At 72.1% G+C, this 19257-nt stretch carries 18 protein-coding genes; 5 read left to right on the top strand and 13 right to left on the bottom strand.

The annotated features are described in order from the left end of the window. Nucleotides 1–205: 205 nt before the first annotated feature. On the bottom strand, nt 206–673 hold the full coding sequence (locus ACWC2B_RS23295; protein WP_450719552.1) for an NUDIX domain-containing protein: 468 nt from the start codon (nt 671–673) through the stop codon (nt 206–208). 104 nt (nt 674–777) lie between these two features. On the opposite strand from ACWC2B_RS23295, the gene ACWC2B_RS23290 reads away from it, so the two are divergent. After that, nucleotides 778–1254 (top strand): DUF6328 family protein, encoded by a 477-nt coding sequence (locus tag ACWC2B_RS23290; RefSeq protein WP_450719550.1) that lies wholly within the window; start codon nt 778–780, stop codon nt 1252–1254. Here ACWC2B_RS23290 and ACWC2B_RS23285 read toward each other — a convergent pair. Next, a complete protein-coding gene (locus ACWC2B_RS23285) occupies nt 1251–1655 on the bottom strand; it encodes a VOC family protein (RefSeq protein WP_450719548.1) in 405 nt (134 codons plus the stop codon). The two genes, ACWC2B_RS23290 and ACWC2B_RS23285, sit on opposite strands and share 4 nt — an antisense overlap. A 255-nt stretch (nt 1656–1910) precedes the next feature. On the opposite strand from ACWC2B_RS23285, the gene lysA reads away from it, so the two are divergent. Continuing rightward, nucleotides 1911–3245 (top strand): diaminopimelate decarboxylase, encoded by a 1335-nt coding sequence (lysA, locus tag ACWC2B_RS23280; protein WP_450719546.1) that lies wholly within the window; start codon nt 1911–1913, stop codon nt 3243–3245. A 22-nt stretch (nt 3246–3267) separates the two neighbouring features. Here lysA and ACWC2B_RS23275 read toward each other — a convergent pair whose 3' ends face one another. From ACWC2B_RS23275 to ACWC2B_RS23235, 9 genes are all read right to left on the bottom strand, one after another. After that, nucleotides 3268–5169: an NAD-binding protein gene (locus ACWC2B_RS23275; RefSeq protein WP_450719770.1), complete on the bottom strand. Its 1902-nt coding sequence runs from the start codon at nt 5167–5169 to the stop codon at nt 3268–3270. A gap of 146 nt (nt 5170–5315) precedes the next feature. Continuing rightward, a complete protein-coding gene (locus ACWC2B_RS23270) occupies nt 5316–5750 on the bottom strand; it encodes a MarR family winged helix-turn-helix transcriptional regulator (RefSeq protein ID WP_450719544.1) in 435 nt (144 codons plus the stop codon). A gap of 94 nt (nt 5751–5844) precedes the next feature. Beyond that, nucleotides 5845–6438, bottom strand: coding sequence for a PadR family transcriptional regulator (locus ACWC2B_RS23265; protein WP_450719542.1), 594 nt, complete (start codon nt 6436–6438; stop codon nt 5845–5847). A gap of 28 nt (nt 6439–6466) precedes the next feature. Next, on the bottom strand, nt 6467–8488 hold the full coding sequence (locus ACWC2B_RS23260; RefSeq protein WP_450719540.1) for an oxidoreductase: 2022 nt from the start codon (nt 8486–8488) through the stop codon (nt 6467–6469). Nucleotides 8489–8578: 90 nt separating this feature from the next. Further along, the gene (locus tag ACWC2B_RS23255; protein ID WP_450719538.1) at nt 8579–9370 is read right to left on the bottom strand and encodes a PIG-L deacetylase family protein; all 792 of its coding nucleotides are present in this window, start codon (nt 9368–9370) and stop codon (nt 8579–8581) included. A gap of 179 nt (nt 9371–9549) precedes the next feature. Further along, entirely contained in the window at nt 9550–9963 is a 414-nt protein-coding gene (locus ACWC2B_RS23250) for a PTS-dependent dihydroxyacetone kinase phosphotransferase subunit DhaM (protein WP_450719536.1), read from the bottom strand. Beyond that, a complete protein-coding gene (gene dhaL, locus ACWC2B_RS23245; protein WP_450719534.1) occupies nt 9960–10556 on the bottom strand; it encodes a dihydroxyacetone kinase subunit DhaL in 597 nt (198 codons plus the stop codon). The genes ACWC2B_RS23250 and dhaL overlap by 4 nt, the downstream gene beginning before the upstream one ends. 22 nt (nt 10557–10578) lie before the next feature. Then, a complete protein-coding gene (gene dhaK, locus ACWC2B_RS23240) occupies nt 10579–11571 on the bottom strand; it encodes a dihydroxyacetone kinase subunit DhaK (RefSeq protein WP_450719768.1) in 993 nt (330 codons plus the stop codon). An 82-nt stretch (nt 11572–11653) separates the two neighbouring features. Beyond that, a complete protein-coding gene (locus ACWC2B_RS23235; RefSeq protein ID WP_450719532.1) occupies nt 11654–12544 on the bottom strand; it encodes a glycerophosphodiester phosphodiesterase in 891 nt (296 codons plus the stop codon). Between the two features lie 853 nt (nt 12545–13397). Here ACWC2B_RS23235 and ACWC2B_RS23230 point away from each other — a divergent pair. Together ACWC2B_RS23230 and ACWC2B_RS23225 are read left to right on the top strand one after the other, a co-directional pair. Further along, a complete protein-coding gene (locus ACWC2B_RS23230; protein ID WP_450719530.1) occupies nt 13398–14609 on the top strand; it encodes a hypothetical protein in 1212 nt (403 codons plus the stop codon). Beyond that, on the top strand, nt 14606–16774 hold the full coding sequence (locus ACWC2B_RS23225) for a tetratricopeptide repeat protein (protein WP_450719528.1): 2169 nt from the start codon (nt 14606–14608) through the stop codon (nt 16772–16774). Before ACWC2B_RS23230 ends, ACWC2B_RS23225 begins: the two co-directional genes overlap by 4 nt. Here ACWC2B_RS23225 and thrS read toward each other — a convergent pair. Further along, complete coding sequence (gene thrS / locus ACWC2B_RS23220; protein ID WP_450719526.1) at nt 16767–18005, bottom strand: threonine--tRNA ligase; 1239 nt, start codon at nt 18003–18005, stop codon at nt 16767–16769. The two genes, ACWC2B_RS23225 and thrS, sit on opposite strands and share 8 nt — an antisense overlap. Before the next feature lie 299 nt (nt 18006–18304). Between thrS and ACWC2B_RS23215 the strand changes: the two genes are divergently transcribed. After that, nucleotides 18305–18847 (top strand): SixA phosphatase family protein, encoded by a 543-nt coding sequence (locus tag ACWC2B_RS23215; RefSeq protein ID WP_450719524.1) that lies wholly within the window; start codon nt 18305–18307, stop codon nt 18845–18847. Nucleotides 18848–18865: 18 nt separating this feature from the next. On the opposite strand, the gene ACWC2B_RS23210 is transcribed toward ACWC2B_RS23215, so the two are convergent. Next, the gene (locus ACWC2B_RS23210; RefSeq protein WP_450719522.1) at nt 18866–19114 is read right to left on the bottom strand and encodes a type B 50S ribosomal protein L31; all 249 of its coding nucleotides are present in this window, start codon (nt 19112–19114) and stop codon (nt 18866–18868) included. Nucleotides 19115–19257: the final 143 nt, after the last annotated feature.

The raw sequence follows: 19257 nt of genomic DNA, 5'->3' as shown, positions 1-19257 counted from the left end.
GAACTGCCCCGGTGCAGGTCAGGGCGTATCTGGCTCACCGCATAAGAGACTCAATTTAAACTGGTCGTACCCGCTATTAGATCCTGAAAGCCCTGCTTATGGGAATGCTGATTCCGGTCGAATTCCGGGGCTCGCGGCGCGAATTCACCGGAGAAAGGATCAGCGGAAGGAGCGCTCCTCCACCGATGTGAGCCGGCCCCTCTTTTCAGCCATCCACATACGCGACGAGACGTTCGAGGAAGGCCTGCTGGCCCTGGACGAGCAGGGCCGCCGCGGCTTGCGGGGAGAGCCAGGCGAAGCGGTCCATCTCGGGGAACTCGCGCACCGTGCCCGACCCCCGCGGCCACTCCATGGTGAACGTGCCCGGCACCGCGTCGGCGGGATCCAGGTCAGCCTCGACCGCCCACACCGTCACGGTCTTGCCGCCGCGCTGGACGATCTCGCCCAGCGGTACGAGCGTGCCCTCGGGCGGCGCCACCCCCAGCTCCTCCTGGAACTCGCGCCGGGCCGCGGCCTCCGGCTCCTCCCCGGGGTCGTACTCGCCCTTGGGGACCGACCAGGCGCCCGCGTCCCGCCCGGCGAAGAACGGTCCGCCCATGTGCCCCACGAGCACCTCGATGCCGCCCCCCGCCCTGCGGTAAAGCATAAGCCCGGCGCTGCGTTTTCCGGCCATGCGGCAAGTCTGCGGGTCCGCCGCGCGCGGCGCCACGGGGCGGCGGTGCTGGTGAGCTTCTGGTTGATATGTATGGGTATCCGGACGTCGAGGAGGTGGTGCACATGACGGACTACGGTCGTCACGAGACGCCCGAGGAACGCGCCGACCGCAGGTGGGGCGATCTGCTCCAGGAGCTGCGCGTCGCCCAGACCGGCGTGCAGATCCTGTTCGGATTCCTGCTCGCGGTCGTGTTCCAGCCCCGGTTCACCACACTCGGCGCCACCGACCGGGCCATCTATGTGGTGACGGTGGTCCTGGGTGCGACGACGACCGGGGCGCTGATCGGGCCCGTCTCCTTCCACCGGATGCTGGCCGGACGGCGACTGAAGCCGCAGACGGTCACCTGGGCCTCCCGGCTCACCGTCACGGGGCTCGTGCTGCTGCTCTGCACGGTGGCGAGTTCCCTGCTCCTCATCCTGCGCGTCGCGCTGCACAGCGCTCTGGCGCCCTGGCTGGTCGGGGGCGTCGTCTGCTGGTACGTCTGCTGCTGGTTCGTGCTGCCGGGCCTCGCCCGCCGGCGCCACCACAACCCGTCCTAGGCATCCTCCTGCTCGGACCGCTTGGCCCGGACGGCGAGCGTGAAGGAGTGGCCGGCCGGGTCGGCGTAGACGCGTTCGTCGCGTGGCCCGTTGTTGTCCTTGGTGTCGACGGGCATCGCGCCGAGGGTGATGGCCTCGCGCTCGGCGGCGTCCATGTCGCCGTGCGCCACGACGATCCTCAGGTGCGCCTGCTGGGAGTCGTCGGGGCGCGGCCAGCTCGGCGGCGCGTACCCGTGGTCGCGGCGGATCGCGAGATGGACGCCGTCACCGCCGACGACTTCGACGAAGTCCGGGTCGCAGGCGGTCCGGATCTCGGCGCCGAGCAACTTGGCGTAGAACTCGGCGAGTTCGACGGGCTCGGCACAGTCCAGGACGAGGACGCTGGTCTTGGAAACGCTCATGCGGGACGAGTGCCCGCACGGGGTTCCGCATAACGCCGGGCCCGGTGCCGCGTCAGCGTTCCGTCAGCACGAGTCCCCTGCCCGTCAGCATCGCGTCATGGCGCCGGTCGGCCGGGACCCGCGGGCGTAGCGTCGCCGACGTGCCCCGGCCCGCCTCCCCGTGCCGGGGCCGCCCCACCATCCGTGAGGTTCCTCCACGAGAAATCCCACGGCACAGCCCGTCTGCGGCGACGGCGACGACAGGAGTACGCAGCCATGACCATCCTGAACCTGCCGGCCGGCCTGACACCCGCCGACGACCTGTCCGTGTGGCCCGCCTCGACCGCCCGGCTCGGCCACGGCGGCCTCGCGGTGGGCGCCGTCCCGCTCACCGAGATCGCCCAACGCTTCGGCACCCCCGCCTACGTCCTCGACGAGGGCGAGGTGCGTGAGCGCTGCCGCACCTATCGCAGCGCCTTCAACGAGGCCGAAGTCCTCTACGCGGCCAAGGCGTTCCTGTGCCGGGCCATGGCCCACTGGGTCGACGAGGAAGGGCTCGGCCTCGACGTGTGCTCGGCGGGCGAGCTCGAACTCGCCGTCACCGCGGGCTTCCCGGCCGAACGGATCGTGCTGCACGGCAACGCCAAGTCCCCGCACGACATCGAGGCCGCGCTGCGCCTCGGCGTCGGCCGCATCGTCATCGACAGCCCGTCCGAGATCGCCCGGCTCGCCGCCGCCGTCGGCCCGCACGGCCACCAGAAGGTGATGGTCCGCGTGGTGCCCGGGGTCAGCGCGGGCGGCCACGACAAGATCCGTACCGGTACGGACGACCAGAAGTTCGGCCTGTCCCTCACCGACGGCCACGCCCAGCACGCCATCGCCCGCATCCTCGGCCAGCGCCAGCTCGAACTGACCGGCCTGCACTGCCACTTGGGCTCGCAGATCACCACCGTCAAGCCGTATCTGTCGGCGGTGCGCCGCATGGTCGGCCTGATGGCCCGCGTCCGCGACACCCACAAGATCGTGCTGCCCGAGCTCGACATGGGCGGTGGGCACGGGGTCGCCTACCGGCCCGGCGAGGACGGGCTCGACATCACGGCGCTGGCCCGCCGGATGCGCGCCGAACTCGCCGAGAGCTGCGCGGCGGCCTCCCTCGCCGTGCCCCGGCTGCTCGTCGAGCCGGGGCGCGCGGTCGTCGGCCCCGCGGGCGTCGCCCTCTACCGCGTTCTCGCCGTCAAACGCACCGGCGAGAACCTCTTCGTCGCCGTCGACGGCGGGATGAGCGACAACCCGCGGCCCGCCCTGTACGGAGTGCGCTACGCGCCCAGGCTGATCGGACGAGCCTCAACCGCCCAGTCCTGCAAGGCGACCGTCGTAGGGCGGCACTGCGAGGCGGGCGACGTGCTCGCCTCCGCGGTGGACCTGCCCGGCGACATCCACCCGGGCGATCTGCTCGCCGTTCCGGTGGCGGGCGCCTATCAGCTGTCCATGGCGTCCGGCTACAACATGGTGGGCCGCCCGCCGGTGGTCGCGGTCGCCGACGGGCACGCGCGGCTCCTTGTGCGCCGCGAGTCCCTGGAGGACTTCCGCAGCCGCGACGTCGGGCTGTGAGACGCACTCGGAGGCTGGGCTCTCACTGACCCACCCGCGAGGAAGGCCGGCGGCCGAGGAGTTCGGCGAGGCCCCGCCGGGTCGCGGCGAGCACGATGCGGTCCTCGGGCCGCAGGACGTACCCCGGAGGCAGCTGCCACACCAGGTCGCCCGGGGCGCCCCCGCCCCGGCGGCGGGCGGCGCCCAGGTCGGGGACCCGGTCGGCGGGCGAGGACGTGTCGAGCGCGAGCACCCGCCAGGCGCCCTCGCGGAACGCCTCCTCGACGGTACGGCCCTCCAGCTGCGGATGGCCCGCCACATCGAGGGCCGCGAACAGCAGGACCTTGCGCTCCACCGGTATGGCGCCCAGGATCTGACGGCCCATCATCGCTCCGGCGAAGGCGGGCGCGGCCAGGTGCGAAACGCTGCGGCTGCGGGTGAGGGCCCCCGGGTGGGCGGCGCGCAGCGTGCGGTAGACGGCGGTCGCGAAGTCGTCGTCGTACAGCCGCATCACGACCCGCAGGTCGGGCTTGACCGAGCGGGCGTACAGGGCAGCTTCGAGGTTGGTGGTGTCCGAGCTGGTCAGCGCGAGCAGGGCGTGCGCCCGGTGGATGCGGGCCGTTTCCAGGATGCCCTCCTGGGTGACGTCGCCGATGACGGTGGGCACCCTCAGCCGCCGGGCAAGGGCGATGCCGCGGGCCTCCGGATCGGCCTCCACGCACACGACGGGGATGTCGAGCTCGCGCAGGCGCGCCAGGACCCGGGCGCCGATCTTGCCCATGCCGAGCAGCACCACATGCCCGGAGAGTCCGCGCGACGGTCGGGGCAGCGCGGAGGCGTTGCGGAAGGTGCCGAGCCCTTCCAGGACGGCGGCGATCAGGACCGGAAGGAGCAGCAACCCCGTGAGCCCGGACAGGAGTTGGAGGATCTGGCGGCCCACGGGCTGGTCGATGGCCGGGTCGTCGATGGCGAAGATGTCGAGCAGGGTCAGATAGGCGGCGTGCAGCGGATCGTCGCCGGTGGTGAGCCAGGTCGCGATGGCGAGCGCGAACACGGAGGCGACGATCCCGGCGAGTGACCAGCGCAGCCTTCGCGAGAACAGCCGGCCCAGTGGCGCGCCGAGATCGGTGAGGCGGCCCGGGGGCTGGGCGGGGCCGGTGTAGGTGACGGTCTCCAGGACGACCCGGCCGCGCCGGTCGGCCTCGTCCATCGACCGCTCGTCGGGCAGCAGACGCGGTCCTTCCGAGCCGCTGCGGTCCGAACCCTCCGCGCCCGCAGGGTCGTTGGTGGTCGACGAGAGCAGGGCCAGCGTGCACAGGCCCGGATCGGTGACCTCGCCCCGGCGCGGCGGCGGGCGCTGCCCGGCCCGCAGCAGCACCCCGTCGGCGTGCACGACCTTGCTGGTGCCCGCGAGCGCGGTCGCGGCGAGCGCGGGCGCCGCGGTGTCGGCGTCGGACAGGACGGTGGTGGAGGTCTCCGACGCGGACGCGCCGGGATCCGGCGCCGCGAGGGCCGCGGCCTGGTCGAGCAACTCCTGGAGATACTGCCCGAGTTTGCGGTTGTACAGGCGGATGACGAGCCGGACGCGGGGGTTCAGGCGCCGGGCGATCAACGCGGCCCGGATGTTCGTCTCGTCGTCGCCGTGCACAAGGGCGAGCGCGGCAGCCTGCGCGATGCCGGCCTCGACGAGCGCCCCGTCGTTCGGCTCGACCGCCTCGACGAGCCGGGAGTCGCCCGCCCGCTCGGAGCCGGGCACGGGGGTGCGGAGCATCGCGGACGACATGCGGCCGAACAGGGCCGAGGCCCTGGCCCGGCCCCCCGCCGGGAGCCGGGCCGAGCGGCTCCCGTTCTCCGGCGGTACGACGAGGACCACGCGCTCCCCGTACACCTCGCGCAGTTCACCGGCGAGCCGGTGGGCGAGCGCGTCGTCCCCGCTGACGACCATGTGTCCGACGGGCGGCCCCGCCCACTGCTGGGGCGGGAGCGGCTGCTGAGGAAGTGAAGGCACACCCCAGACCTTGCCCCATCAGGTGGCGCCGCGTCGACGGGCGGCTGGTCGGGTCGATGACCTGACCGGGGTCTGGGCAGGTCTCAACTGCCGCTTTCGGCCAGGCTGTTGTAGCGCAGCAGGTACTCGGCGAAGCGGTCCAGGTCCTCCGGTGTCCAGTCGGCGAGCCGGTCGTGGAAGGCCTGGCGGCGCAGCTCGGCCGCCTCGGCGAGCTTGGCGGTGCCCGCCGGGGTCAGTCGGAGCACCTGGATGCGGTGGTCGTCGGGGTCGCTGACGCGCTCGACGTAGCCGAGCTTCTCCAGGCCCGCGATCTGGCGGCTGATCGTCGACTTGTCGAGCATGTAGTAGGCGGCCAGATCGGTCGCCCGGCAGCCCTGGTGGTCCTCCAGGTGGGAGAGCAGGGTGAACGAGACGAGCGAGAGTTCCGGGTGCATCCGGGCGGCGGCGGCCCGGGCGCGCCGGGCGAACGCGGTCAGCTCACGCTGGATGGTGATGACCGACTGGTCTCGGCTGAGCACGACTGATCCCCTTTCGTCTCTTTCATCTCCACGGAGGAGTTGTACAATACAACGCCTTTGTGGAGACGGGGAACGCCACGCCGGGCGGGCCGCCTCACCTCTCGGCCGGCTCCCCGCCCAGGGACTCCGGCGGCTGCTCGCCCAGAGGCTCGGTCGGCTCCTCGCCCAGGGTGTCGAGCGCCTCGGTCAGCCAGCTGATCCAGAACGTCTCCAGCTCGATGCCGCCGCGCAGCACCAGGTGCCGCAGCCGGTCCTGCTCGCTGTCCCGTTCCGGCGGGAAGTCCTTCGTCTCGATGCCGTGGTACGTCGCCAACTGGGCGCGGTGCAGGGCGAGATGACGCTCCAGCTCGGCTCGCAGGCCGCCCGTGCCGATCACCGCCGCCGCCCGCATCCGCAGCAGTAGCGGGTCCCGCATCGGCTTCGGGTCCTGGCCGCCCGCCGCCCACTGGGCGAGCTCGGCCCGGCCCGCGGGCAGCACCTCGTACTCCTTCTTCTGCCCGCGGGCCGGGGCGGCCGGCGCCAGCGCGCGGATGAACCCGGACTGCTCCAGCTTTCCCAGCTCGCGGTAGATCTGCTGATGCGTGGCCGACCAGAAGTAGCCGATCGATTTGTCGAAGCGGCGCGTCAGTTCGAGCCCCGAGGAGGGCTTTTCGAGCAGTGCGGTCAGGATCGCGTGCGGGAGGGACATGACCGCATCCTAGGTTCGGCCGCGATCCTCAGAGTGTCGCGGCCAGTCGGGTGCCCTGGTCGATGGCGCGCTTGGCGTCCAGCTCGGCGGCCACGTCGGCGCCGCCGATGAGGTGCACCGTCGCCCCGGCCGCGCTGAGCTCCTCGTACAGGCCGCGCCGCGACTCCTGGCCCGCGCACAGGACGATCGTGTCGACGGGCAGTACCGAGGACTCGCCGTCCACGGTGATGTGCAGGCCCGCGTCGTCGATCCGGTCGTAGCGCACGCCCGGGACCATGGTCACGCCGCGGTGCTTGAGCTCGGTGCGGTGGATCCAGCCCGTCGTCTTGCCGAGCCCGGCGCCGACCTTCGTCGTCTTGCGCTGGAGCAGGTGCACCTGGCGCGGCGGCTTGGGCCGCTCGGCCTTGCGCAGTCCGCCGCGCTCGCCGTACGTGGTGTCGACGCCCCACTGCCGGAAGTACGTCTCGGCGTCCAGGCTGGCGGCGTCGCCGCCGTCGGTGAGGTACTCGGCGACGTCGAAGCCGATGCCGCCCGCGCCGACCACCGCGACCCGCTCGCCGACCGGCGCCCCGTCGCGCAGCACGTCGAGGTAGGTGACGACGCTCGGGTGGTCCACCCCCGGGATCTCGGGAGTGCGCGGGGTGACGCCGGTCGCGATCACGATCTCGTCGTACGAGCCGTCGTTCAGGTCGGCCGCGGCCACCTCGGCGTTCAACTTGACGTCCACGCCGTGCAGTTCGAGCTGCGTACGGAAGTAGCGCAGCGTCTCGTCGAACTCCTCCTTGCCGGGCACCCGCTTGGCGATGTTCAGCTGGCCGCCGATCCGGTCGGCGGCGTCGAACAGGGTGACGGCGTGCCCGCGCCCGGCCGCCGAGACGGCGAACGCGAGCCCGGCCGGGCCCGCGCCGACCACCGCGAGGCGCTTGCGGAGCTTGGTGGGGGAGAGGACCAGCTCGGTCTCGTGGCAGGCGCGCGGGTTGACCAGGCAGGAGGTGATCTTCCCGCTGAAGGTGTGGTCGAGGCAGGCCTGGTTGCAGCCGATGCAGGTGTTGATGGTCTCGGCGCGGCCCGCGCTCGCCTTGGCGACGAACTCCGGGTCGGCGAGGAAGGGCCGCGCCATCGACACCATGTCCGCCCGCCCCTCGGCGAGCAACTGCTCGGCGACTTCAGGGGTGTTGATGCGGTTGCTGGTGATCAGCGGGATCGACACCGACCCCATGAGCTTCTTCGTCACCCAGGTGTACGCGCCCCGGGGCACCGAGGTCGCGATCGTCGGGATGCGCGCCTCGTGCCAGCCGATGCCGGTGTTGATGATCGTCGCCCCGGCCGCCTCGATGGCGCGCGCGAGGGTGATGACCTCCTCCAGCGTGGAGCCGCCGGGGACCAGGTCCAGCATGGAAAGGCGGTAGATGAGGATGAAGTCGGCGCCCAGGCGCTCGCGCGTACGGCGCACGATCTCGACCGGGAAGCGCATCCGGTTCTCGTACGAGCCGCCCCAGCGGTCGGTGCGGTGGTTGGTGGCGCCCGCGACGAACTCGTTGATGAGGTAGCCCTCGGAGCCCATGATCTCGACGCCGTCGTACCCGGCGGACTTCGCGAGCTCGGCCGCCCGCACGAAGTCCTCGACGGTCTGCTCGACCTGCTCGTCGCTCAGCTCATTCGGTACGAACGGGCTGATCGGCGCCTGGAGCGGGCTCGGCGCGACCAGGTCCTGGTGGTAGGCGTAACGCCCGAAGTGCAGGATCTGCATCGCGATCCGGCCGCCCTCGCGGTGCACCGCGTCGGTGACGGTCCGGTGCTGGGCGGCCTCCGCCTCGCAGGTCAGCTTGGCGCCGCCCGGATAGGGGCGGCCCGCGTCGTTGGGCGCGATGCCGCCGGTGACCATGAGGCCGACCCCGCCGCGGGCCCGCTCGGCGTAGAACGCGGCCATCCGCTCGAAGCCGTTCTCGGCCTCTTCGAGCCCGATGTGCATCGAGCCCATCAGCACCCGGTTGGGCAGGGTGGTGAACCCGAGGTCGAGGGGGCTCAGCAGATGGGGGTACGCGGTCATGGGGGCGCCTCCGGGTGGGGTGTCGTCGCCTCCAGTTGTAGACCAGCGGACCCGGGTTATGCAACAAGTTGCATAACACTGAGGTGGCGCTCACACCCAGGGCGGCGGCCCCTCGGGGGCCAGCTGGTGCACGTCGAAGAGCACGGCGGCCTCGACCCCCATGGCCGGGCCCGCCGCGCGGGCGATCCAGGTCAGGAAGGGACGCGGGGCGAAGGCGTCGGCCTCCGCGCCGAGCCCCTTGGTGTACTCGGCGTGCGCCGCGAGGGAGGCGATGCCCCGCTCCAGCGGGTCGCCGGTCACCTCCACCCCGTGCGTGGGCCGGTCCGACCCCGCGAACGCGACGAAACGCACCCCGGACCACGGTTCGAGCCCCTCATCGGCCAGCTCGGGGAAGATCCACCGGTTACCGGCGTCCCGCGCCGCATCCAGCGCCGCGAGCCCGACCGCCCGGTGGTCGGCCTGGTTGACGAGGCCGCCGATCATCCTGATCGTGTACGCCCCCGACACGATCACCTCCGGCCGGAACCGGCGGATGACCCGCGTGATGTCGCGCCGCAGATCGAGCCCGTACTCCACCACCCCGTCCCGATGCCCGAGGAACGTCACATCGCCGACCCCGACCTCGCGCGCCCCGGCCCGCTCCTCGGCCTCGCGCAGCGGCGCGGCCCGGTCCGGATGCATCCCGTCGATCCCCGCCTCCCCGCGCGTCGCCAGGACGTAGCCGACCTGTTTGCCCTGCGCGGTCCAGCGGGCGACCGCCGACGCGGTGCCGTACTCGATGTCGTCCGGGTGCGCGGCGACGGCCAGCGCGCGGGTCCAGTCCTCCGGCAGCGGGGCGAGCAGCGGCCCGCCGGTGCCGCTCAAGTCGTTGAAGGCACTCATGCCCTCATGATGGCTCCGGGCGGGGGCGTACGACAGCCGGATGACAGGCCTGGTGCGGACCGGCGGGGTGGCCGTCCCATATGAGGATGCCGGACTGCCCCGCCGGGGGCGAGGAGGTGACTGCCCGGCCCACTCCCACCGGCCGGGCTACCCAGGTCGCCCCCGCCGCGCGCCGCCCCTCACACCTTCCGGTACCCGTACGCCTCCGCAGCCGCCGCCTCCACCGCAGCCAGGTCCGCGCCCGCCGACGCGCTGACCACCGCGGCCACCGCCCCCTCCACGAACGGGGCGTCCAACAGCCTTGTCCCGGGCGGGAGTTCATCGCCTTCGGCCAGCAGGGCCTTGACGGTGAGGACCGCGCTGCCCAGGTCCACCAGGACCGCCACGCCCGCGCCGCGGTCCACGGACTCGGCCGCCCGCACGATGAGTTCCTCGCTGGTGCCGAGGCCCCCGTCGGGCAGGCCGCCCGCGGGCGCGACGGGTGCGGTGGGGCCGCCGCCCGCGAGGCCCTGGGCCAGTTCGGCGACGGACGCCGCGACCGCCGCGCTGTGCGAGACGAGCACCACCCCGACCAGCGGGCCGGGCCCGCTCACGCGGCGGCCTCCGCCAGCGCGCCGATCAGCAGCGCCGACGACGCCGCCCCCGGATCCTGATGGCCCACCGACCGTTCCCCGAGATAGCTGGCCCGACCCTTGCGCGCCCGCAGCGGCACGGTCGCGAGCGCCCCGGCATCGGCCGCCTCGGCCGCCGCCCCGAAGGACTCGCCGAGCGCCTCGACCGCGGGCAGCAGCGCGTCCAGCATCGTCTTGTCCCCGGCCGCCGCCCCGCCCAGCTGCGAGACCGCCGCGACCCCGGCGCCGAGCGCCTCGGCCAGCTGCTCCCTGGTGACCTCGCCCGCATCCCCGAGCGTCTTGCCCGTACGCCGAAGCAGGGTCCCGTACAGCGGCCCCGAAGCGCCCCCGACCGTGGAGATCAACTGCCGCCCGGCGAGGGTGAGTACGGCTCCCGGGGTGTCGGGTGCCTCCCTGTCGAGCACCGCCGTCACGGCGCTGAAGCCGCGCTGCAGATTCGCCCCGTGATCGGCGTCGCCGATCGCCGAGTCGAGATCGGTCAGGCGGGCCTCCTCCCGGTCCACCGCGGCGGCGGTGGCGGTCATCCAGCGGCACATGAACGCGGCGTCCAGCACAAGCTCTCCTTCGGGCATCGGTTCAGCAACCCCACCGCAGCGCGGCCGTGTCGACCGGGGCGTCCCACAACCGCAGCAACTCCTCATCGACCTGACACAGCGTCACCGAGCAGCCCGCCATGTCGAGCGAGGTCACATAGTTCCCCACGAGCGTACGAGCCACCGGCACGCCCCGCTCGGCGAGCACCCGGTGCACCTCGGCGTTGAATCCGTACAGTTCGAGCAGGGGTGTGGCGCCCATTCCGTTGACGAGGAGCAGGACGGGGCTCGTCGGCCGCAGATCCTCCAGGACGACGTCCACGGCGTAGTCCGCGATCTCCCGCGACGTCATCATCGCCCGGCGCTCGCGCCCCGGCTCGCCGTGGATGCCGACGCCCAACTCTAGCTCGCCCGGCGGGAGTTCGAAGGTCGGACTCCCCTTGGCAGGGGTGGAGCAGGCGGTCAGCGCCACCCCGAAACTGCGCGAGCTGCCGTTCACCTGCCGGGCGATCGCCTCGACCCGCTCCAGAGGCCGGCCCTCCGCCGCGGCCGCCCCTGCGATCTTCTCGACGAACAGCGTCGCGCCGGTACCGCGCCGCCCCGCCGTGTACAGGCTGTCCGTCACCGCCACGTCGTCGTCGACGAGGACCTTGGCGATCGTCACGCCCTCGTCCTCGGCCAGCTCGGCCGCCATGTCGAAGTTGAGCACGTCGCCGGTGTAGTTCTTGACGACGAACAGCACCCCGGCGCCGCCGTCCACGGCCGCCGCGGCCCGCACCATCTGATCCGGCACCGGCGACGTGAACACCTCACCCGGGCACGCGGCGGACAGCATGCCCGGCCCCACGAAGCCCGCGTGCAACGGCTCGTGCCCGGACCCGCCGCCCGAGACGAGGCCCACCTGCCCGGCCACGGGTGCGTCACGCCGCAGGACCACCCGGTTCTCCACGTCGACCGCGAGCGCGGGATGCGCGGCGGCGATCCCGCGCAGCGCATCCGCTACGACGGTCTCGGGCACGTTGATGAGCATGTTCACCATGACCTCCAGGGCGAGGCGTGCGGAGTGTGACGGCCCCAGTATCACGCGACGCCGATCGATCACGGCAATGGACGTGCCATCAGAACTCCTGCGAGCTGCGCAGTTGCCGTGCCGTGTGCTCGATGAGGTCCGGGCGGTCGGTGATGATGCCGTCGACCCCCATCCTCACCACCCTGGTGGCGGCGGGGGCGTTGTCGACGGTCCAGGTGTTGATGCGCATCGCTTTGCGGTGAGCCCCCTTCAGGCTGTGCACCGCCCCGACGTACGCCGAAGTCACCGTGTGCTGCTCGGCGTTGATCTCGTCGGTGAAGGCGGCGTACTGCTTGAGCTCCGAGACCGGCGGATTGCCGAGGAAGCCGGTGCGGACGTCCGGGCGGAGCCGGTGCGTGGTGCGCAGCGCGGGGGCGCTGAAGCTCTGGACGACCAGGCGCCGGGCTAGGTGTGACCGGTCGAGCCAGTCGGCCTGGTCCAGGGCGTCCAGCGTCTGGCGCTCGATGCCCGGGTACAGCTCGGGCTGCTTCAGTTCGAGCAGGAGGCTCTGGCCGGTGTCGTCGAGCAGGTCCAGGTACTCCTGCAGCGTGGGGATGCGTTCGCCCCGGAAGCGCGGCGCGAACCAGCTGCCCGCGTCGAGCGTCTTGATCTCGGCGAGCGTGAACGAACTCACGGACCAGGGCGCCCGGTTGGGGAAGCGCTTCTCGACGTCCGTGGTGCGGGCCAGCGTCGTGTCGTGGATGACGACGAGCGCGCCGTCGCGGGTGCGCTGGACGTCGTTCTCCACCCAGTGGACGCCGAGGTCGGCGGCTCGCTGTACGGAGCTGAGGGTGTTCTCCGGGGCGTAGGCCGAAGCTCCCCGGTGCCCGAAGACGACGATGTGCCCTGCCTGGCCGGCCGCCGCCTGGGCGGGCAGGGCGAGGGTGAGGACCCCGCAGAGCGCGCTGACGACGGTGGACACAGCGGTGCGGTGCTGCATGCGCATTCCTCACGACGGCTCGGATCGATCTCCGCGAGCGTGCCAGCCCGCCACCCTCCGCACCGCCGTTGCCATCAGGAGGCGACCAAGAACGGAGACGCGTTCCCCGGTGCGGGTGGCTTCCGTTCGGCCAGGAGGCCCAAGTGCGAGCATCTGAGCGGACATCTCGTTGAACGGACCGGCCCGCCGGTCCGTAGTGAACGGGGAGGGCGCGCCCCGCCAGACCGCTTCGGCCGCGACCGCGGCAGGACCCGATGACGGGGGCACGGGCCGGACCTGGATATCGGGGGCATGCGCCGGACCCGGATCGAACGGCCCGGCGATTTCGGAAGTGGCGCCCGTGTCCACGCTGCCCGAAAACGTTTCGTGCCTTGGCATTTCGGCAGCCGGTGTTCAGCGACGTCGCGCGCCGTCCAAATGGCCCGGCCGGGCGGATATGCGGATGCATCCGTTCCCTGGTTGACAGCCTCAAGTGCCCACCGGATCCTGTGGATTGGGCCGGTGAAACGGGGGGAATCGGGTCTCCGGAAATCGTCGGCGACTTTGCGGGATCGCCCCGATCCGCCCTTCGCGCATTCATGGCAATTCACCCGTGCCCACAAGGAAATCCCGATCGCGCCACGCCTGCTCCCCACTGCGGGCACCTCGCGCGATTCCACGCTCCACGACCTAGGAGAGGAGGGGAATCCATGAAGAAGATGTCGATCCGCAAGGCCGGTCCGATCCGCCTGACGACCGCCTGCTACTACCACTGCGCCCAGCAGTGACCTCAGGCCGGAGCCGGGCCCCCAAACCGGGCCCGGCTCCGGCTCCGCCCCACGTTCACCGAGCAGAGCAGAAGGGTGCGCACCGCATGAGCGCGCTGGTTCCGGGCGGCGGCCCCACGGTCCGCCTCCACACACTCACGATGGTGGCCGAGGACGACGGCGTCATGGTCGGGCGGCCCGACATCGGCTCGTACGCGGTCTTCCCCGAGGAAGGTGCGCAGGTCCTGCGGCTGCTCGGCGCGGGGGCCGCGGTCTCCGACGCGGCCGCCTGGTACGAGCGGACCTGTGGGGAGCGCCTCGACATGGATGACTTCCTCGGCGCCCTCGAAGACCTCCGGTTTCTGCGCGGCGAGACGGAACCACCGCCGGCACAGGGGCCGATCAGGTGGCAGCGCCTGGGCGCCGCGGCGTTCTCCCGGCCCGCGTGGCTCCTCTACGCCACGCTGATCACGGCCGCCGTCGCCGCGATGGCCGGGGCGCCGGAACTGCGGCCCTCGTACCGCAATCTGTTCTTCACCGGCCACATTTCGCTGATCCCCATCGTCCTGTTCGTGACGGTGATTCCGTGCATTCTGGTCCACGAGGGATTTCATACCCTCGCGGGGCGGCGGCTCGGGCTTCCCTCCACACTGGGGATCGGACGACGGCTCTACTATCTGGTCGCCGAGACCCGTCTCGACTCCCTGCTCAGCGTCGAAAGGCGGCGGCGCTATCTGCCGTTCCTCGCGGGAATGCTGGCCGACGCCGTCCTCTTTTCGGTGCTCACCCTGCTTTCGGCGGAGCTGAACGGCCATGGAATGCCCGCCTGGATCCACAAGTTCTGCCTCGCGCTCGCCTTCACCTGTGTGGTGCGGCTCATCTGGCAGTTCATGTTCTATCTGGAGACCGACCTCTATTACGTCCTGAACAACGCGTTGCGCTGTACGGATGTGCAGGGCGCCGCCCGCTTCCGCCTGCGGAGCGGATTCCGGCGGCTGCTGCGCCGCGAACCACCGCCGCCGGACACGCGATGGTCGGACCGCGACCGTGCGATGGCCCGCTGGTACGCGCCCGTCCTCGTGTCCGGCTACGGCTTCTCGCTCGGCAGCCTCGCCTGGGCCGCGATCCCGACCGCCTGGCACTTCTGGTCGACGGCCGTCGACCGGTTCACCGACCCGCTGACTCCCGCATCCGACGTCGTCGACGCCGCGGGATTCGTCGCCATCACCTCGTTCGAGATCGGCCTGCTGATCTTCGTCACGCTGCGGGACCGGCGTGCCCGGACCCGGAAGAACCCACGCCAAGGAGTACCGACATGACCTCGCCCCGCCATTACTGGGCCGACGCCGACGCCGAAGCCGCCGCGTCCGACGGGCCGCCCGCGGCCCACCTCGACATCCCCTGCCACCGCCGACTGCGCGGACCGTACACCGCGGGCGGCACCCTGCTGCGCCGCATCGTGCCCGAACTCATTCCGGAGCACCGGGAGTTGGTGGCCCGGCGGGCGACCGAGGTCATCGCGCTCGCCCCGGAGGTCACCCCGGTCGTCCCCCAGGCGCCGCAGACCCTCACCAACCTCGCGGGCGTCAAGGAGCGCACCCGGTTCTATCCGGCGAGCCGGGCGCTCCGGCTCGCCCACGGCGCCGCCGAACTGCTCATGGACTGGGCCCGCGTCAGGCACCCCGGCGGGGTCGTCGTCGCCTTCCGCGACCTGGACGAGGCCGACCCCACCGACCGCGACTTCGTCGCCATCCTCCTGCGCCGCTGCGACCCCGCCGAGCTGACCGTGGTCGTCGAGCACCCGGGCCCGGCCGACGACGCGCTCGGCCAGGCCCTGAAGAACCATGCGACCAGGGTGCCGAAGCGACCGGAGGGCCCGGAACTTCCGATCGAGAGGGCCGACCCCGCGCAGCGGTTCATCGACTCCGACGGCACCAGCCGCGACCCCGCGCTCCTGGCCGCGTACGCGGAACTCGCCCCCGAGGAGCGGGCCCGACGGCACACGGCCCGCGCCGAGACACTGGCCGCCCTCGGCGAGCCGACCCTGCGGCACGGCGCCATCCCCTACCACCTGGAACACGGCACCGACCCGGCGGGCGCCGGTCTCGCGGCCCTGACCGAAGCCGTCAACTCCTGTTTCGCGCTGGGCTTCTACGAGGCCGTGATCGAGCTCGCCCTGCGCGGGCGCCGGCTCATTCCCGCCGGCCAGGACTCGACGGCGTACCGCACCCTCACCCACAAGACCGGAGCCTGTCTCTCCTATCTGGGGCGCGGCGGCGAGGCCATCGGCTACTTCGACGAGATACGGCGGATGACCACCGACGCCGACGCGCACATGGGCACCAGCTACCTCATGGCGATGCTCTACACCCGTTTCCTGCCCAAGGGCGCCCACGACGAGGATCTGGCGCTCGCCTGGGTCAATACCGCGATCGGGATCGCCGACGTCCATCCCGACCCCGAACGGCGGGTCCTGGTAAGGGCGTTCATGCGCAACGCCCGCGCCCTGGTCGAGCTGCACCGGGGCAACGTCGACGGTTCGCTGGCCCTCGTCGAGGAGGCGATCGCCATCACCGACGCCGACTTCGGGCCCGACGAACAACTCCTGCACCGTTCCGTGCTGTTGTACAACCGCGCCCAGGTGCGGGGCGCGCGCGGCGACCACGCCGCCTCGATCGCCGACTACGACGAGGTGATCCGCCGCGACCCGGACTACGGCGACTACTACTTCGAGCGGGCCGCACAGCGCCGTGCCGTCGGCCTGTACCACGAGGCGCTCGCGGACTACGCCGCCGCGATCCGGCTGACCCCGCCGTTCTACGAGGCCCACTTCAACCGCGCCGACCTGCTGTGCGAACTCGGCCGGGACGAGGAGGCGCTGCGGGATCTGGACTACGCGCTCGAAGTGGAGCCGGGCCACCTCGAATCGCTCGTCCACCGCGCCGACCTGCTCCTCGCGCGCGGCGAGAACGAGCGGGCCGCCGCCGACATCGAGCAGGGCCTCGCGGTCGACCCCCGCAACGCCCAACTCCTCGCCGCCCAGGGCGCGTTGCTCGCCGATTCCGGTGACACGGCCGCCGCGTACGCCAGCTACTCCGCGGCTCTGCGCGCCGAGCCCGGCTTCGTCGCGGCGTGGGCCAACCGCGCAGTCCTCGCCCACACGGCGGGCCGCCCCGCCCAGGCCGTAGCGGACCTGGACGAGGCGATCCGGCTCAGGGACGAGGCCGAACTGCGGGCCAACCGCGCCATCGCCCTCCAGGACCTCGGCGAGCACGGGCGCGCCCTGGCGGACCTCGACATCGCGGCGGCGGCCCTCGCCGGACAGGACCCCGACGTCCTCTACCGGCGCGGGCTCAGCCGCCTCGCCCTGCACGACACCGAGGGTGCGCTCGCCGACTGGCAGGCGCACCTCGCCGCGTACGCCCCGGACGAGACGTCCCCGTACGCCAAGGAGATACAGCTGCGGACCGACGCCCTCAGCTGATGCCCAACTCGCCTTCCCCTTCCCAGAGTTCGAGGCTCCGCGCCGCCACCAGGGCCCCGATGCGCCGCAGGAGTTCCGGGGCCGGAAGGGCGTCCGGGCGGCGCCCGTCGCGCAGCCGCAGGGCGACCTCGCCGGCCGCGGCCTCCCGGCTGCCGATCACCGCCTGGTACGGGACGAGCCGGGCGGCCCGGATCCGGGCGCCCAGGGAGCCCTGTTCCGGTCCGGCGAGCTCGGCCCGCAGGCCCTCGGCGACGGCCCGCTCCACGAGCTCGGCCGCCCGCCCCGCCTCCGCTTCGGAGACCGGCACGACCACCAGCTGAACGGGCGCCAGCCAGGCCGGGAAGGCGCCGCCGTGGAGCTCGATGAGATGAGCGACGGCGCGTTCCATGCTGCCGATGATGCTGCGGTGGACCATCACCGGCCGGTGCTTGGCGCCGTCGGGCCCGATGTAGTGCAGATCGAACCGCTCGGGCTGATGGAAGTCGACCTGCACGGTGGACAGGGTGGCCTCGCGGCCCGCCGCGTCGGCGATCTGCACATCGATCTTCGGACCGTAGAACGCGGCCTCGCCCTCCGCGGACTCGTACGGCACACCACTGGCGTCGAGCACCTCGGTCAACAGGGCGGCGGCCCGCTCCCACATGCCGGCGTCGGCCACGTACTTGCCGCCCGCGCCCGGCAGCGAGAGGCGGTAGCGGGCCGGGCGGATGCCGAGGGACGCGTACGCGCGGCCGATCAGGTCGAGCGCGGCCCGCGCCTCTTCGGCGACCTGCTCCAAGGTGCAGAAGATGTGCGCGTCGTTGAGCTGGATCGCCCGCACCCGGGTCAGACCGCCGAGCACCCCGGAGAGCTCCGAGCGGTACATGCCGCCCAACTCGGCCATGCGCAACGGGAGTTCGCGATAGCTGTGGGCCCGCGAACGATAGATCAGGGCGTGGTGGGGACAGAGGCTCGGGCGCAGGACGACCTGTTCCGCGCCCAGGTCCATCGGCGGGAACATGTCCTCGCTGTAGTGGGACCAGTGCCCGGACATCTCGTACAGCTCCCGCTTGCCGAGCACCGGCGAGTACACGTGCCGGTATCCGGCCCGGCGCTCGGTCTCGCGGATGTACTCCTCCAGGGCGTGCCGCACGGCGGCGCCGTCCGGCAGCCAGTACGGCAGTCCGGCGCCCATCAACGGGTCGGTGTCGAACAGGTCGAGTTCGCGGCCGAGTCGGCGGTGGTCGTGCACGGGGGTCTCCTCGCGGTCTTGGTGGGACGAGTGACCGCACGGAAAAACCCCGGGGCACTCGCCCCGGGGCTCTTGACGTAACACAGCTGTCAGCGCGCCGGGACACTCTCCGGCGTCGTCGTCCACTGCACAGCCGCACGCTTCTTCATGCCGTGAAGCTAACAGCCCCGGCGAGGCACGCGCCTCCCCTTTTCCCGGTTTTCCCGGTTTTTGCGGCGCCGCTACGGGAGCGGGGCCGACAGGTGCACGGTGGTGAACAGAGATCCGGACCCGCACGACGACCGCGACGGAGGCACCCGATGACCACCCGCCCCGAATTCGCCCAGCTGCGCCGCCTGATCGTGCTGCGGCACGCCAAGTCGGCGTGGCCCGAGGGCGTACCCGACCACGAGCGGCCGCTCTCGCCCCGCGGCCGCAGGGACGCCCCGGCCGCCGGGCGGCTGCTGTCCGACATGGACTGCCTGCCCGAACTCGTCCTGTGCTCGACCGCCGTCCGTGCCCGCCGGACCTGCGAGCTGGCCGTCGCGGAGTGGGGCAGCCCGCCACCCGTACGGTACGAACCGCGGCTGTACGCGGCCGATGCACTCGGGCTGCTCGGCGTCGTGCGCCAAGTCCCCGACGGCGTGGGCGAGTTGCTCGTGATCGGGCACAACCCCGGCCTTGAGGATCTGGTGCTGACCCTGGCGGGGGAGGGGCGGGGCGACGCCCTCGACCGGCTCGGAGCGAAGTTCCCCACGTCGGCCGTCGCGGTGCTCGCCTGGCACGGCCACACCTGGCGGGACCTGGAGCCGGGCGCCGCGATCCTCACCGACGTGGCCGTCCCGCGCGGCAGGAAGCCCTGATCCACAAGGTGGGCAGGCTCATTCCTTGCCCTCGTATCGGCGCTCGAAGCGGGCGATCCGCCCCTCCGCGTCCACCGTCCTGGCCTTGCCGGTGTAGAAGGGGTGGCTCTCCGCGGAGATCTCCACGTCGATGACCGGGTAGGTGTTCCCGTCGTCCCAGTCGATCGTCTCCCCGCTCGTCGCGGTCGACCGGGTAAGGAAGGCGAATCCGGCGGCTTTGTCACGGAAGACGACCGGCTGGTACGGGGGCTGCTTGTCGCGCTGCATGGGGGCTCCGGGGTTTAGAGCCTGTGTCTAAACCCCGCCCGGGCCCGTGGCGTCTGGCACGCACGCTCGCGGCGTTGCCGAAACGCCCTAGTAGCTCCGCTACGAGGACCTTCCGGCGCCTTGCGATCGCACGCACCAGACGC

This window comes from Streptomyces sp. NPDC001415 (genome assembly GCF_053597395.1).
The sequence above is the reverse complement of the archived record's forward strand: the minus strand, read 5'-3'. Positions and strand labels throughout refer to the sequence as shown.